Source organism: Mariniflexile fucanivorans (assembly GCF_004341235.1).
Taxonomy (GTDB): Bacteria; Bacteroidota; Bacteroidia; order Flavobacteriales; family Flavobacteriaceae; genus Mariniflexile; species Mariniflexile fucanivorans.
Genome location: NZ_SLUP01000007.1, coordinates 122073 through 139754, shown reverse-complemented (window position 1 = coordinate 139754; position 17682 = coordinate 122073). Strand labels below are relative to the sequence as shown.

General features: G+C 34.2%; 10 protein-coding genes. 2 read left to right on the top strand and 8 right to left on the bottom strand.

Features of this window, described 5'->3' with window-relative positions; translation table 11 throughout:
* Positions 1 to 113: 113 nt before the first annotated feature.
* Positions 114 to 3818: a phosphoribosylformylglycinamidine synthase gene (gene purL / locus EV196_RS14530; RefSeq protein WP_132218499.1), complete on the top strand. Its 3705-nt coding sequence runs from the start codon at positions 114 to 116 to the stop codon at positions 3816 to 3818.
* Positions 3819 to 3981: 163 nt separating this feature from the next.
* Here purL and EV196_RS14525 read toward each other — a convergent pair whose 3' ends face one another.
* The 8 genes from EV196_RS14525 to pflB all read right to left on the bottom strand — a co-directional run bounded on the left by EV196_RS14525 (position 3982) and on the right by pflB (position 15892).
* Positions 3982 to 5175: a vWA domain-containing protein gene (locus tag EV196_RS14525; RefSeq protein WP_132218498.1), complete on the bottom strand. Its 1194-nt coding sequence runs from the start codon at positions 5173 to 5175 to the stop codon at positions 3982 to 3984.
* A complete protein-coding gene (locus EV196_RS14520) occupies positions 5172 to 7424 on the bottom strand; it encodes a DUF5682 family protein (protein WP_132218497.1) in 2253 nt (750 codons plus the stop codon). The genes EV196_RS14525 and EV196_RS14520 overlap by 4 nt, the downstream gene beginning before the upstream one ends.
* A 64-nt stretch (positions 7425 to 7488) precedes the next feature.
* Positions 7489 to 8565, bottom strand: a complete 1077-nt coding sequence (locus EV196_RS14515; protein WP_132218496.1) for an ATP-binding protein — start codon at positions 8563 to 8565, stop codon at positions 7489 to 7491.
* Positions 8566 to 8577: 12 nt separating this feature from the next.
* On the bottom strand, positions 8578 to 10167 hold the full coding sequence (locus tag EV196_RS14510) for a DUF5691 domain-containing protein (protein ID WP_132218495.1): 1590 nt from the start codon (positions 10165 to 10167) through the stop codon (positions 8578 to 8580).
* Between the two features lie 2 nt (positions 10168 to 10169).
* The gene (locus EV196_RS14505; RefSeq protein WP_132218494.1) at positions 10170 to 11504 is read right to left on the bottom strand and encodes an SWIM zinc finger family protein; all 1335 of its coding nucleotides are present in this window, start codon (positions 11502 to 11504) and stop codon (positions 10170 to 10172) included.
* A 521-nt stretch (positions 11505 to 12025) separates the two neighbouring features.
* On the bottom strand, positions 12026 to 12808 hold the full coding sequence (locus EV196_RS14500; RefSeq protein ID WP_132218493.1) for a formate/nitrite transporter family protein: 783 nt from the start codon (positions 12806 to 12808) through the stop codon (positions 12026 to 12028).
* Positions 12809 to 12842: 34 nt separating this feature from the next.
* Positions 12843 to 13565, bottom strand: a complete 723-nt coding sequence (pflA, locus tag EV196_RS14495) for a pyruvate formate-lyase-activating protein (RefSeq protein WP_243652248.1) — start codon at positions 13563 to 13565, stop codon at positions 12843 to 12845.
* Between the two features lie 101 nt (positions 13566 to 13666).
* Positions 13667 to 15892 carry a formate C-acetyltransferase gene (gene pflB, locus EV196_RS14490; RefSeq protein WP_132218491.1) on the bottom strand — a complete coding sequence of 742 codons (2226 nt, stop codon included), beginning with the start codon at positions 15890 to 15892 and terminating at the stop codon, positions 13667 to 13669.
* A 303-nt stretch (positions 15893 to 16195) separates the two neighbouring features.
* On the opposite strand from pflB, the gene EV196_RS14485 reads away from it, so the two are divergent.
* Positions 16196 to 17575: a tetratricopeptide repeat protein gene (locus EV196_RS14485; RefSeq protein WP_132218490.1), complete on the top strand. Its 1380-nt coding sequence runs from the start codon at positions 16196 to 16198 to the stop codon at positions 17573 to 17575.
* Positions 17576 to 17682: the final 107 nt, after the last annotated feature.

Here is a 17682-nt window from a genome sequence, read left to right as displayed (position 1 = left end):
TCATGTTCAAAACCTCGTGAATAACTCTAAATTTTCACGAAAATATATAGATGAATTTACGCTGAAAAAAAGTAAATTTGCACTTTCTTTAAACACATACAAACCCATATATAATGATTCATTTCTTTGGAAACGTAACCAGTAATGTATTTGCTGTTCAAACAACAAAAGAATTATCAACGGAAACCACTGCTAAATTAACGTGGTTATTTGGCAACCAGCCTAAAATAAAACAAGCATCACTAGATGCTTTTTTTGTTGGCCCACGTGCTGCCATGATAACACCTTGGAGTACCAATGCGGTTGAAATTACTCAAAATATGGGGATTTCAGACATCATTCGCATAGAAGAATTCCAAGCAGTTACGGAAGATTTCAAAGATTTCGACCCTATGATTTCAGAAAAATTCAAAGGTTTAAATCAAGAATCGTTTACCATAAACATCAAGCCTGAACCTATTTTAAACATTGAAGATATTGGTGCTTATAACCAAAAAGAAGGCTTGTCTTTAAGTGATGAAGAAGTGGCTTATTTAGATGGAGTTGCTAAAAAAATTGGTCGTCCGTTAACAGATTCTGAAGTATTTGGATTTTCACAAGTAAATTCAGAACACTGTCGCCATAAAATTTTCAACGGAACATTTGTAATTGATGGGGAAGAAAAACCAACCTCACTTTTCAAATTAATTAGAAAAACATCTGAAACACATCCAAACGATATTGTTTCAGCATATAAAGATAACGTCGCTTTTGTAAAAGGACCAATGGTTGAACAATTTGCACCTAAAACAGCTGATAAACCAGACTTTTACGAAACAAAAGAATTCGAGTCTGTTATTTCGCTTAAAGCGGAAACACATAACTTCCCCACAACAGTAGAACCTTTTAATGGAGCTGCAACTGGAGCTGGTGGAGAAATTAGAGATCGATTGGCTGGTGGAAAAGGCTCTTTACCTTTAGCAGGAACCGCTGTTTACATGACATCGTATTCTCGTTTGGAAGAAAACAGACCATGGGAACAAAAGTTTGAAGCCAGAAAATGGTTGTATCAAACACCTATGGATATTTTAATAAAAGCATCCAATGGCGCATCCGATTTTGGAAATAAATTTGGTCAACCTTTAATTACCGGTTCTGTTCTTACTTTTGAACATAACGAGAATGGCTCTTCAAGCGATTCTAACCCTAGAAAGTTAGGCTATGATAAAGTGATTATGCAAGCTGGAGGTATTGGCTATGGAAAAATAGACCAAGCTCTAAAAGATAAGCCTCAAGTAGGTGATAAAATTGTTATTCTAGGTGGAGAAAACTACCGCATTGGTATGGGAGGTGCTGCGGTTTCTTCTGCTGATACTGGAGAATTTGCTTCAGGTATTGAATTAAATGCGGTACAACGATCAAACCCAGAAATGCAAAAACGTGCTGCTAATGCCATTCGTGGTATGGTAGAAAGTGATACAAACTTTATTGTTTCCATTCACGATCATGGTGCTGGCGGTCATTTAAATTGTTTATCTGAATTGGTTGAAGAAACTGGTGGAAACATCGATTTAGATGCTTTGCCTGTGGGAGACCCTACGCTTTCTGATAAAGAAATAATCGGCAACGAATCACAAGAACGTATGGGATTGGTTATTGACAAAGACCATATTGATATGCTTCAACGTATTGCAGACAGAGAACGTTCGCCTATGTATACAGTAGGTGATGTGACTGGCGATAACCGATTTACTTTCGAGTCTAAAACTAACGGGCATAAACCGATGGATTTGGCTATGGAAGACATGTTTGGTAGTTCGCCAAAAACAGTTCTTACAGATAAAACAGTTGCTAGAAATTATAAAAACCCGAGATATAAAACCAAAAATTTACAAATCTATTTAAATCAAGTATTGCAACTTGAGGCTGTAGCCTGTAAAGATTGGTTAACAAATAAAGTAGACCGTTGTGTTGGTGGCAAAGTCGCTAAACAACAATGTGTGGGTCCATTACAAATACCACTTAATAATGTAGGTGTTATGGCACTCGATTATAAAGGTAAAGAAGGTGTTGCTACCTCTATTGGTCACGCGCCTATTTCTGGATTAATTAATCCCGCTGCAGGTAGTAGAAATGCCATTACCGAATCTTTAACCAATATTATTTGGGCACCTTTAAAAGATGGTTTACAAGCAGTTTCATTATCAGCGAACTGGATGTGGCCTTGTAAAAATGAAGGTGAAGACGCTCGTTTATATGAAGCAGTTCAAGCCGTTTCAGAATTCGCCATCGATTTAGGTATTAATGTACCAACCGGGAAAGATTCCCTTTCTATGAAACAAAAATACCCGAATGAAGAAGTCATTTCTCCAGGAACGGTTATTATCTCAGCTGGAGCTAATTGTAATGATATTACTAGAGTAGTAGAACCTCTTTTGAAGAAAGAAGGTGGTGCTATTTACTATATTAATATTTCTCAAGATGATTTTAAATTAGGTGGAAGCTCTTTCAATCAAGTATTAAATACCATTGGAAACGATGCGCCTGATGTTAAAAATTCAGACTATGTAAAAACTGTTTTTAATACGATTCAAGATCTTATTAAAGCAGACAAAGTACACGCAGGACACGATGTGGCTTCTGGCGGATTAATCACGACACTTTTAGAACTATGCTTTGCAGATGTTAATTTAGGGGCAGATTTTGATATTTCTTCATTGAATGAAGAAGATTCCATAAAAGTTTTATTTGCTGAAAATTCAGGCATTGTTTTTCAAGCGGATGCTTCAGTAGAAAGCATTTTATCTGATAATAACATTGAATTTTTCAATATTGGTTCAGTGAATAATTCTGGTACCATTACTATAAAAAATAATGAGGACATTTTCACTTTTAACGTTACTGAAACCAGAGATGTTTGGTACAAAACGTCTTTCTTATTAGATCAAAAACAAACAAAAAACAATTTAGCTGAAGCTAGATTTAACAACTATAAAAATCAGCCTTTACAATATACATTCCCGAGTCATTTCACAGGAAAGTTAGAGGACGTCATTACGAGTGGAACGAAGCAATCTGCTTCTAATGGAAAGCGACCTAAAGCAGCCATTCTTCGTGAAAAAGGAAGTAATTCTGAACGCGAAATGGCAAACGCTATGTATTTAGCAGGTTTTGATGTGAAAGATGTACACATGACCGATTTAATTTCGGGTCGTGAAACTTTGGAAGACATTCAGTTTTTAGGTGCTGTTGGAGGTTTCTCCAATTCTGATGTTTTGGGTTCTGCAAAAGGTTGGGCAGGTGCTATTAAATACAACGAAAAAGCCAACAAGGTGATTCAGGATTTCTTTAAAAGAGAAGATACTTTATCTGTTGGTATTTGCAATGGTTGCCAATTATTTATGGAATTGGAAGAAATAAACCCAGAACATGAAGTTCATGGGAAAATGCTTCATAATGATTCTCATAAGCATGAAAGCTCGTTCACTTCAGTAAAAATTCAAAAGAATAATTCCGTGATGCTTTCAACACTAGAAGGGTCAACTTTAGGCGTTTGGATTTCACATGGCGAAGGAAAATTTAATTTACCTTATACGGAAGATAAATATCAAATTGTAGCAAAATATGGTTATGCTGAATATCCACATAACCCAAACGGTTCCGATTTTAATACCGCCATGATGTGTGATAAAACGGGGCGTCATTTAGTAACGATGCCACATATTGAACGTTCTACATTCCAATGGAATTGGGCCAATTATCCACAAGGACGTAAAGACGAAGTTTCACCTTGGTTAGAGGCATTCGTGAATGCTAGACTGTGGATTGAGAATAAATAGATATTTATACAATTCCAAATTATAAAAAAGCGACTTAGGTAAAATTCTTAAGTCGCTTTTCTTATTATTAAACTTCACTTAAACAGGTTGACTAAAAATCTATCACTTATGAATAGACACTTAAAAACAAGGTCTACTCTTCTATAAAACTATTATAAATACTTTACCCTTGCAAAACAATATCCTGATCTCCTGCCCAATTTTTTAAATCTTGTTTTTTAATTGCTGCCGCCATTAAATCTGGAAATTGGTCTGGGGTGCATGCAAAAACCGGAATTCCGTATGCTGAAAATTTTGTAGCATTTCCTTGGTCGTAATATGGGCTACCATCATCACTTAAAGCTAATAAGCAAATTACTTGAACACCGCTATCTACCAATTCTTTAGCACGTTGCAGCATTTCCTTTTCATTACCACCTTCATACAAATCGGTAATTAAAACCAAAATAGTATCGTCTGGTTTACTTACCAAACCTTGGCAATATTTAAGTGCCAAATTAATATCGGTACCACCACCAAGTTGCACACCAAATAACAAATCTACAGGGTCTTTTAAATCTTCTGTCAAATCGGCAACTTGCGTATCAAAAACCACCATTTTAGTTTTTACATTGGGTATAGAAGCCATAACAGCTCCAAAAATACCAGAATAAACGACAGATGTTCCCATAGAACCACTTTGATCTAAACAAAGAATAATATCTTTTAAAGAACGCTTCGATTTCCTTCCATAACCAATTTTAGTCTCGGGAATTATAGTTTTGTACTCTGGCTGGTAATGTTTTAAATTCTTTTTAATAGTGGCGGGCCAGTTAATCTCGTTATGCTTTGGTTTAAAACTACGGGTAGATTTATCAATAGCGCCAGACATTGCCGATATGGTTTTTTGCTCCAGCTTTGCCATTAATTCTACCACTACTTTCGCTACCACCTGCCTAGCGGTATCTTTTGTTTTAGAAGGAATAAGTTTACCCAATGCCATTAATGTTGCAACCAAATGCACATCGGCTTCAGCTTGGGCTAGAATTTCGGGTTCAAATATTAATTGCTGTTTTAACTGCGGATGTTTTAAAGCATCATTTTGAATGACTTGGACTACTGAGGATGGAAAATATTTTCTAATATCACCCAACCAACGTGCCACATTTCCACTTCCTTTTTCTCCGCCACCTTTTCCTTTTTCGGGTTTTCCGTAACTAAAACCTTTGGAACGGTCAAACTCATACAATGCCGATAAAGCTTCATCAATATTTACTAAATCATTTGACAATGAAACTCCTGTACCATCGGCTTCATCACCTCCTAAAATAAGACGCCATTTTTCTAATTCTTGTATTTCTTCTGTTGAATGACTCATGATTGTGGTGTTAAAAAATGGGCTATTGTAGGCAAAATAGAATTCGCTAAATCTTCATCAAAATTAGAATCTAAAGTGGTTTTAGTTGTTTTTTCTGTGATGATACCTTCTTTTGCTTTTTCTCCTATTTGACGTCTTTCGCTAAATTCAAAATTAGAAAAAGACCGACGGAGCATGGGCAATAATTCTATAAAGGTTTCCTTATTTAAGGTGCTTACCCAGGTATAAATTAAGTTCCATAAGCGGTTATCGTAAATTAATATCATACCGCTGCCTTTTAAAAAGCCTTGCAACCAAGCAGCAACTGTTTCTGGTAAATTATTGATTGATAAAGCATACGAAATATGCTGATCTGCAACCTCATCTGTAAATTGTTGTCCGTCTAAAAGCAAACGACAAACACAACCAATAATAATGGGGTGCACACCATCTTTATGTAAAATTTTATGAAGTGTTGCAAACCATTCGGCTTCTATTTCAGCATCGTCATAAATACCAATAGCGTGATTTAACTTTGATATTTCTTCGAACATGGCGCTCGAATTTTCCTCGTCTAAACCATAACACGCATTAGCCAAACTCGTGTTTACTTTAATTAAAAGTTGCTGTACAATATGATTTAATACTGATAAATCGGAATTACGAACATCGCCATACCTACTTATATTGATAAGGTTTGGCAGTGCTTTTAGTAAATCTAAAATATCAACAGAAATACTTGCAATTTCATTAATTCGACTTATTAAAATATGTAAATCTTCAAAAAGTTCGGCAGGAATACTCTTTTGTAAAAGCGTTGCAATGGTTTCTATTTTTTTCGCATTTATACATTCGTTAACCACCACAGCTTGCGCCGCGGCTTCAACGGTATTGCCCAAAAAACCATTATCTATCAACGCAATCATCATGTCTGGCGACCACTGCGCTTCCCAAGTTTCTTTAAAGGTTCCTTTAGTACGCGAACTTCTACGTACCAACCAATTCAAGTTTAAAAGCTCTAACCTGTGGAAAAAAGTACTTCTGTTTTGATCTAATTCCTTTCGTAAATCTAACTGATATATTTTGGGGTCTGCGGTGAGTTTTAAACGTAATTGTTTTAGGTTGATTTCAAAATCTTCTTGTAAAGGCATTTTAGGAATATCATTAGGAACAGTTCCTAACGCATTACCTATAATGAGTTCTTTATTTACATAGTCTAGTAAAATTTCATCACCCATGCACATTACAGAACGTATGGCATCATTCATTTCACTTAAAGAAACAAAATGTTTATTGCGAATTGCGGCCAAACTTCTTGCTAATTTAAAACTCTCGATTACGTGCGCCGTAGAAGTGTCTATTTTGTTAGCCCTAAAGGTTTCGGCTACTTTAGTTAACCAATTAATTTCGGTATCCTCTTCGGTAACCCATAAATGATTATACCACCCTGGTGAATAAATTCCCGCTCCATAACCCGATGCCATACTCAAACGTTTATTCGTCCAAGGTATCCACGTTGCTATCGTTTTAATTTTTGTTTTTGGCAGTTGCTTTAGTGTTTTTCTATCCTCCTTAACATAGCTATCAACATCTGTTAAAGCAGGTGCGTGCCATGCGCCACAAACCACAACAATATTTTCATACATTTCATTTCGAGCCTCGGTAATAATTTGGCGCATATAAGCTTCACGAGCAACATTTTCATCATCTAAAGAAGATTTCAAACCTTCTTCTCGCAAAGCATTCATTACATGATAAACACTTTTAAAATGCGCTTCACTTTCTATGGTATTATATTCAAAATGATGTTCCCACCAAGCTTCACCACTACTAAAACCATCGGTTTCGGCTAAAATACTTATGGGATCTTGCGGAATTATAGGAAGTGGTTTATCGATTTCACTATTCGCATCTTCGGCTTCCTCTTTTTTATTTTCTGATTGAATACGTGCTTTTTCAAAACTGATAGCCGCTGGTAAATCTAGGGCGCGAACAGGTATTTTGTTTTTGTTGGCATGCGAAATAGCAACCCATTCTGGTGAATAGCTTGCAAAAGGATAAAATGTAGATTCTTTTGGGTCTACACTATTGTACACCATGATGGCAACTGGGGGTTGCAATGCTTTTTCGCCAACATAGGTAAATACTTCCGTAATTTCTGGCGGACCTTCAACTAAAATAATATCGGGTTGCAAACGCTCTAACTCGTTTTTGAGCTGCTTTGCAGAACCTACACCATGATGCCGTATACCCAAAATATGTATACTCATAAATTTTACTTTTTTCTGTTGATTTTTGGTTTCAGTTAAGAAGTTTTTCTTCTGTCTCCTAAATCTATCCTATTTCCTTACATGCTCTATAAATATCTTTCCAATCTTCTCGTGTTTTAACCACGGTTTCTAGGTATTCTTTCCAAACCACCGCATCTTGTACAGGGTCTTTTACAATGGCACCTACCAAACTAGAGGCTACATCGTATGCCGTTAATTCACCATTACCAAAATGTGCTGCTAACGACAAGCCATTGTTTACAACAGAAATTGCCTCTGCGGTACTTACAGTACTTGTAGGTGATTTTAATTTGGTTCTACCATCTGTGGTGACACCATGTCTTAATTCTCTAAAAATTTGCACGATACGTTCAATTTCTTTCAATGAAGGTACTTCAGCTGGTAACTCTAATGATTTTATACTACTGGCAACTCTAGTTTTTACAATATTTATTTCTTCTGCCGCAGTATTTGGAGTTGGTAAAATAACGGTATTAAATCTTCTTTTTAAAGCTGATGACAATTCGTTCACACCTTTATCTCTGTTATTGGCTGTAGCAACGACATTAAAACCTTTATTAGCTCTCACTTCCATACTTAGTTCTGGAATAGGCATTATTTTTTCACTTAAAACCGTAATTAAAGTATCTTGTACATCGGCAGAAATACGGGTTAATTCTTCAATACGAGCAATAGCACCTGTTTTCATGGCACGCATTAGTGGTGTGATAACCAACGCACTTTCAGTGGGACCTTCAGCTAATAATTTGGCATAATTCCATCCGTAGCGAATTGCTTCTTCTCCTAAACCTGCAGTACCCTGAATTAACAAAGATGCATCACCTGTTACTGCCGTTGTAATATGTTCGGACACCCACGATTTTCCGGTTCCAGGTATGCCGTACAACAACAATGCACGGTCTGTAGTTAATGTAGCCACAGCAACTTCCATAAGTCTGCGGTCTCCAATATATTTGGGAGAAATCTCAAAATTATTTTTTAGTTTTCCACCCATTAAATAGGTAACAACAGACTGTGGCGACATTTGCCAACCCGCTGGAACCTTACCAGAATCTTGTTTTTTTAAGTTTTCTAATTCTTCACTAAATTGTTCTGCGGCGCTTTGTCTTAATGTTTCCATGTTATTTTGCAGTTATAAGTTTTTTAAGGTGATTTTTATTTTTAAATAAGTTGATAAGGGCTCGTAAAAATGGGTATTCCATTGATTATAATTATTGGAATGACTCACTTTTTCACACTGACTTTCCAATATTTTAAGAATTTCTACAGGTGCTTTTTTAGCCAACACCATGGCGCAAGTATTAAATTGATTGTAATAATATTTTGCACAATTGTCACTGAATTCAATGATTAGGCTTTCACAAAATTTCAAATTCCATTCCGTATTGTTTTCAGGATGATATTCCAAAACTTCAGTATCACCCAAAAGTTTGTTTTTTAGAATAAATTTTTCGTAATCTGCTTGATTAAAAAGCGGCAAAATGCGCAATGCTTCTGTAACTTTTAATTTTCCTGCTAGACTATTTGCTAAAACTTCATCTTTATTCTGAATCGTATTTTCTACCAAAGGCAAAGTGAAAATAGGCAAATTTGTATTGGCTCTTTTCACCTTAAAAGCATCATTAGTTAAAAAATAAGTTGTAAAATCGTCTACAGAATCTTGAAAAAAGGGCGTCCAAAAAGTCCTTGGCATGTAGGTTAAAAACAGGCTGAAATAATATAACGTACTATTTTTAAAAATAGCGATATCATAAGCTGCATCAAAACCATAAACATTACTTAAGTGTGTTGCATTCCAAAAAGGATTTTCGGCATCTTCAGCAGGCAACATTAAACTTGTTTTTAAGGTAGAACCCATCCCTAAAAAACCTTTCTTTTTATCGGTAACAAACAAAGTTTCTATTACCGTTGTGGTTTCTTTAAACAACTGGCTGTATCGATCTCCCAATAACATTTGCGCCAAAATTTTACGACACTCTACATTGGTTTTTAGCTCTTTTTCTTTAAACTTAAATCCTGTAGTATATACCTCGGAAATAAATTCTAAATCGCTTTTAGAATTGTAGGTATTACTAATTATTTGAAGCCAATTTCTTTTAACAACTACAGTTTCCGATTTCCATGAATTTTGGAGGAATTCAATACTTTTTTCGGTATCTGTTTTTCTTAATTTTTCAATAAACTCTGTTCGCTCTTTTGTTGTACCATATTCCCAAACATCAGTATTTATGTTGGTGCTTACCGTATATTTTAAACTTGAATCGAAAAGAACAATATACCTGCCTTTATTGCCTATTACTTGTAAAACTTTATCTTTTACTTTAACCGAATATTGATTTGCAAATTGCAATAAGCCCAAGCAGTTTTCTGGTGCAACAAGCCATTTTTTTTCTAATAAGACATTCAGTAAATCATCCAACAAAAGTGGCCTAATAAAAGCCGCCATTGTGTTGAGCAAACTAAATATTTCTTGTGCTTTTACAGGGGCGTAAGTACCACTATCGGTAATTATAGGCATTTCTGGCACCTCATCTAAAACGGGATAAATGGTACCTGCATCCATATAATAATGTACCGCAGATAAGGTGTTCAACAGTTTATGTTCAACATCTTCGAAGGTTGCTTTGCTGATAATTTCTTTTACGCTTGGCTTTAGTAGCTCCACATCTAAACCTTTTTTTGTAGTACCTAAAAGCGCTATTTCTTTAAGCTGATTTTGCATAACTAAATAATGGTGTAGTTTAAATTATTAAACACGCCTAACGGAAGGATTTCTTTATCTCGAATAACGCAAGCCATATCCACCTTATCATTACCAGTTATTGCTAGCCATTTTAAACATTTATCCAACGAGAATTCTGAAATTACGGGTGCAACTGCATTGGTATTATCTAAAACATACCAAGCTTCGTCCATGCAAATTAATCGGCTGTTTTTTAAAAGTACAAGATGGTCATTTGCCCAAGGGTCTAATTTTAAACTACTGACTTTTAATTGATGCGCTTGCTGTAATGTTTCTACAAATTCAGGAGTATATTCTAATCCTTTTTGTAATTCACTATTCGATTTAATAATAGCTCTATTAGGTAAAACAGCAGGAAAAAACGCCAGTTCTGCAGCTATAATCGACCCTGGAACAACGGAAATTTCTAAAGGGCTAAACTTTGTCGCAAAGTTTAAGATTAAAGCTCTTTTGTTCGTTTTAATACCTACCAACCAATTGCGCTGTATGGTAATATCATCGTTTTCTTTAACTTGTTGCCCAACCACTAGCCAATTATCAGTAACTGTTATGGCATCTTCATTGGCAAGTAATTCTTTACTAGACTGACTGTAACCTGCTAAATTTTTTAGGGTTATTTGCCAATCTTCAGTCTGTTTATCTATAGCTTTTAAAGCTTGAATTAAGAGATTTAATTTTGCGATAATTGCCATGGCTTCATCTTGCCAACTTGGATTTAGGTAGTTTAAATTCCCTAGTGCATTTACCGAATTTGCTAGCCCGTTTGCTTTGGCATCAACCATACGTTTTGCAACTTGAGCGAATTCGCGAAAGGGTTTGTTAGGTAATTCTAATAAGCCCATACGCAGTAAATCCTTTAGCCAAAGTTCTAATTCTGCCACACCAGCTAAAACACCTTCTAAGCGATTGGCAGCTGTTCGACTCTTACTTTTCTCTGCTTTTTCTTTTTCGTCTTCGGTAAGTTCTTTTTTAGGAGCTTTGGGTGTTACTTTTTCCGTACGTTTATCTAACCATTCTAATACCCAATCTGGCTCAGTAGCATTTGAAAAATCTACCAAATTAGCACTTTCCGCTAAAAGCAAACCCAATGCATGCTTGCAAGGAAATTGTCGCGATGGGCAAGAACATTTATAGGCGATAGACCCTAAATCTATTTGGGTCATGTATGGTTTTTTACCACTACCTTTTATGCTGCCCCACATACCACGATTGCTTTTTCCTGTATTTTCCCAATGGCCTCTCGACAATTTTTTACCTGCTGAAAAGGCGTTATCATTAGGTGCTATGGTTTTTATTTGTTCTTCAGTAAATGGCAAAATTCATATTTTTGGTTACTATTTGTTTATTTAAAGGGAGCTTTGAAAACAACAAATTAATTTACTAAAAGTAGAGTTATTTTTTAAATAGAAAAACTTTTTAGAAAAAAACACAAGTAATTATAAAGTTGCTTTTATCACTGCTTACGCAGAAGCTAATTGGGCCATTGGAACTCGATAAGACGAGAAACCCAGATAATTTAATTTTGTTCGGTAGTAGCCTTCAAAGAATCGATTTTTTAAAATACTCTTTTCTAAACAAACACCCTCTTTTAAACATAAAATGCAAAAATCCCGATCTCAAATACATGATTTCGGGATTTTTTAAGGATACAAATATAATCTAACTCATGAAGCTGTCGCTATTACCTCTCAACAACTTCACTTTCTTTATGCGTTTCACTAAATAGTTTTATCAATTTAAAAACTATTAACGCACTTAAATACTTTTCTGAAAATTCGAAAATGCTCTAAATTACAATCCCGTTTTTCATTTTCAACTGTGTATTACAGTATATTTATTATTTCTTTTTATCGCCAAACAAATAGCCATACGGCATCCCAACAAATACAACACCACCAACAATGTTACCTAATGTGGCAGGTACCAGGTTGCTTTCAAAAAAATGCATCCATGTAATTGGAGCTCCTTCAAAAATGGCCAATGGAATAAAATACATATTCGCAATACTGTGTTCAAAACCTAAAGTAACAAAAGCCATAACCGGTAACCAAATGGCAAAAATTTTACCAACGGTATCTTTTGCCGCCATTCCTTGCCAAACAGCTAAACACACCAACCAATTAGCACCAATACCTTTAAGGAACGTTACTAAAAACGTATGGCTCGTTTTGCTCATCGCTATATTTCGTACCGATTCAGAAAAAGGTGTATCACTAACAATATGCGTTAAATGCGTAATAAAAAAAGCAATAAAAAGCGCTCCTATAAAATTGCCGATATAGACCAATCCCCAGTTTTTAAGCACAGCACTTATTCTTTGTTTTTTACTTAAAACGTTAGGAATAAAATAAGCATTATTCCCTGTAAAAAGTTCAGCTCCCACAATAACAACCAAAACAAGCCCCACAGGAAACATGGCGCCAAAAAGAAACTTAGTTATTCCGGGATTATTGGCAGCCAACACGGGCGAACCACCTCCAACAACTATAGCTAGCAAACCACCAAAGGCTATATAAGCACCCGCTAAAAAGGCAAGAATTAGTGTTTTACTTATTTTGTAAGACCCTTTGTTTTGTGCTAGCACACTTACTATTTCAATAACTTCCTTAGGGTTATTCATTCCATACTATTTTTGATGATTTCAACATCATTATTCAATTTATTTTTACTTTTTTAAAGTAATTTTTTAAAATATCTGATGCGGCTATTAATTCTTCGGGCGTGTTTTCACGAGCCTCTTTTAATTGGTAATCCCAACCTAAAGCTTCCCATTTATGAACGCCTAATTTATGATATGGCTGAATTTCAATTTTTTCAATAGTTTGATAATCCTTGAAATATTTTCCCATGGCGTGTAATAATTCAGGCTGATTAGTTATCCCCGGAATTAGAACATAGCGCAGCCACATGGCTTTACCAGACGCTTCTCTATATGCGGCGAAATTAAAAGTGGTTTCTTTACAACTTACACCCGTTAGAGCTAAATAGCCTTCTTCTGTCATGTGCTTAATATCAAGCATTACTAAATCGGCATAATCATCTAAAAGTTCTTTTGAAAAACTATTTAAAATTCTTCCGTTAGTATCGATATTAGTATGAATACCTTCTTCTTTCAATCTTTTAAAAAAAGGAATGATTTCTTTTGCTTGCAACAATGGTTCGCCACCAGATACCGTAACCCCTCCCTTTTTACCAAAATAAGGTTTCATTTTTAATGCCATTTGAACCAATTCTTCAATATCATATTCTGTTCCTCCAGACGTTTCAATGGTATCAGGATTATGGCAATACAGGCATTTAAGTTTACAACCTTGTAAAAAAACTACCCAACGAATTCCTGGACCGTCATGTGTACCAAACGATTCTATGGAATGCACTCTTAATGTGTTTGCTTCTGTTTTGATAATTTTCTTATTTAGTGTTTTTTAATGAGCATTGAAAGCGCACTCATACGCTTTCAATGCTTTTTATATGAATATTACATCGATTCGTGGAACGAACGCGTAATAACCTCTAATTGTTGCTCTTTTGTTAAGCGAACAAAATTTACAGCGTAACCTGAAACACGAATCGTTAATTGTGGATATTCATCTGGATTTTCCATAGCGTCCAACAACATCTCCTTATTTAATACATTCACATTTAAATGTTGCGCATTTCTTGAAAAATAACCATCTAGCGTAGTTGCTAGGTTTTCAATTTGCTCTTCTTCATCGGAACCTAATGATTTAGGTACGATTGAGAAGGTATTAGAAATACCATCTTTAGAATCGTCGTAATTAATTTTAGAAACTGAATTTAACGAAGCAATAGCGCCATTACAATCGCGACCGTGCATAGGGTTTGCACCTGGTGCAAAAGGAACTCCTTGTGCTCTACCATCTGGTGTTGCTCCTGTTTTTTTACCGTAAGACACGTTTGATGTAATGGTTAAAACAGACATGGTTGGTTCGGCATCTTTATAAACTGGTAATTTTTTTAATTCGTTATTGAATTCTGCCACCGCATTACTTGCTAAAAAGTCTACACGATCGTCATCATTACCATATTTTGGAAATTCGCCTTCAATTTGAAAATCTACAGTTAAACCTTCCTCATTTCTAATTGGTTTTACTTTGGCGTGTTTAATAGCTGATAATGAATCGGCTACAATAGATAAACCTGCAATTCCGTAAGCAATATTAATACTTGGATTGGTATCAATTAAAGCCATTTGTGCTTTTTCATAATAATATTTATCGTGCATGTAGTGAATGATATTCATTGAGTCATTATATACTCTAGCAACTTCTTTCATTGCAATTCTAAAATTGTCCATGACTTTATCGAAATCTAAATACTCATCTGTGTACACGGGAATGCCATCAATCATTTGTGTTCCCGTAAATTCACATCTACCACCATTCAATGCTAACAATAAAGTTTTAGCTAAATTAGTACGAGCACCAAAGAACTGAATTGATTTTCCTAATTCTTGGAATGACACACAACAAGCAATTCCGTAATCATCAGATCCTCTTTTGCTACGCATTAAATCATCATTTTCAAATTGAATCGAAGACGTATCAATAGAAACTTTTGCACAATAATTTTTGAAATTTTGAGGTAAGTTTTCAGACCATAAAATAGTAATATTTGGTTCTGGTGATGCCCCTAAATTATAAAGTGTGTTTAAGAAACGGAACGATGTTTTAGTAACCTTCGTTCTTCCATCTTCCAACATACCACCAATAGCTTCCGTTACCCAAGTAGGATCTCCTGCAAAAATTTCATCATAAGCTTCCATTCTTAAATGGCGCACCATACGTAACTTCATTACGAATTGGTCGATGTATTCTTGTGCTTCAACTTCGGTAATTATTCCGTCTTCTAAATCTCTTTGAATAAAAATATCTAAAAATGAAGATACATTTCCTAAAGACATGGCTGCACCATCTTGTTCTTTTACAGCTGCTAAATACGACATGTAAGTCCATTGCACTGCCTCTTGAGCATTTTCAGCAGGACGAGATAAATCTAAACCATAAGATTTACCCATTCCTACAATTTCTTTTAAAGCTTTAATTTGTTCTGAAACTTCTTCGCGTAAACGGATAACGTTATCGCTCATAGGTCCAGCTATATTTGCTAAATCTTGTTTTTTTGCTTCGATTAAACGGGTAACACCATATAAAGCAATTCTACGATAATCTCCTATAATTCTTCCACGGGCATAATTATCTGGCAAACCTGTTAAAAACCCTAACGAACGGAATTTTCTAATTTCATCTGTATAAGCATCAAAAACACCATCGTTATGTGATTTTACATATTTGGTAAATAATTCTGATAATTGGTTGTTTGGCTTTAAACCATGTTCAGATAATGCTTTTTCAACTACTTTAAAACCTCCAAAAGGCTTCATAGATCTTTTCAATAATGCATCGGTTTGCAAACCAACAATCACTTCATTTTCTCTATCTATATAACCAGCTTGAAACGCATTAATACCAGAAACAATATCTGTATCTACAGAGTGTACTCCATTTCTTTGTCTTTCTTCTTTAGTGCCTTGTTTACAAATGTCCCATAATTTTAGGGTTTTTTCACTTGGTCCTTCCAAAAAGTCATAAGTCCCATGATATGGAGTAATATTTTTTGTAACGAAGTCTCTCAAATTAATAGTCTTTTCCCAAATACCTGTGTTAAAAGTTTTAATTTTCATATGCTTAAATTTATTATCCTTTTATATTTTAAGCGTGCAAAAATAAATCCTAAACTTAACTTCAAAACTGACAATTGTCATAAAAAACCCGTTTTTAATGTGATTAAATTAACGAAAACGTTTGAATAATAACTTTTTTATAAAAAAAATTAAAGTGTATTTTTTATTAAAAATTTTAATGAAGAAAATATTCTAATAAGACATTCTTATGTTACTTTTAAAGAAAATTATTACTAAAAAACGCATATATTATTGATAAAAAAAAACGTATTTTAGTAAGAGAATTTATAAAAATTCATTTTGATGAAAAACTATTTTTTAACTGTATTTTATTTAATTCCAATTTTCATTTTTTCACAAAATGACAAAAACAAGGTTGAACGTTTTTTTTATAGAGATAATGTTCTTGCTATTGAAAAATGGTATGGGGAAGACAAAAAGCTAGACAGCTTAAGAACGTATTATAATTCGGGTGAACTCAATGAATGTTTTTATTATGTAAATGGATATTATGAGGGTGCTAGTTATAGATTTAATAAAGCGGGTGAAAAACTTACGACTTGGATTTTTAAAGAAGGTGATTTAATTGAAAGAATAGACCACATACTCGATTATAATATAAAAACAGAAGAAAAAATAAAAAATTTCCACGATCAATTAATTGTTGTAAACAAGCATATTAAAGATAGCTCTAAAAGTAGTAATGCCTATTTATATAGGCGCGCAAACTTGCGATATGTTTTAGGCAATTATACATTAGCGTTAGATGATTTTAAAAAATTAGAACATATTTTATTAAGAAACGCAAAAGACAACCCTAGACTAACAAATTCACTATCAAAAGTATACGATTGCATGGGTGGAATTTACAGCAGTTATGAAATGGAAAATGAAGCTATCCATTATAGATATTTAGCAATAAAAACGGAGCCTGAAGACCTAAGACTGCAATATAATTTAGGAGGTTATTTATATTCGATAAAGTCATATACGTTAGCAAAAACATACTTAAATAAAGTTCTTGAAAAAATTCCAAATCATGATTTTGCACATAGACTACTAGCTGCATTATATACTGATTTTGAAGATTATGAAAATGCAAAATATTCCATTGATGTAGCTTTTAAGAAAGAAGATAACTTAGTAAAATTGGGGAGTGGATATGGCGATTTCGACGTTAGAACACTTAGAGGTTTCATTTATCATAAATTAGGTAAATCTGAAGACGGAATAGCCGATTTAGAAGAAGCTATAAACATAAAAAAAGATAATACTTATGCACATAGAAATTTAGGCATCATTTATCTTGAACTGGGCAATTATAAAAAAGCTTGCGAATATTTACAAAAAGCCAAGGAATTAGGGTATGAAAAAATATATGACAAATACGATTTAGAAGATTATATTCATGCAGCTTGTAATAATGAACCAAAAGAAATGCAATCTCAAAAATTATCTGATTTACCATTTATACACCCAAATCCAATAAAAGATTATGTAACTGTTAATAATATAGATTTCAGCAATTTTAAGTATTACATATACAATTTTGAATCGAAATTAGTTCAAGAAGGAATTGCTGATTACAAAACAATTAAAATTTCTAATTTCCAATCTGGTCTCTATATTTTAAATATCGAATCGGATGGAGTTGTACATTCTTTTAAAGTAGTAAAAGAATAGAAATAAATAACATCCACTTAACAAAAAGCTTGAGTAAACTTCCTGAAAGAATTAAGGAATCAATATATAATTAGTGTTTTATATCATGGATTTTAGTTCTGATATTA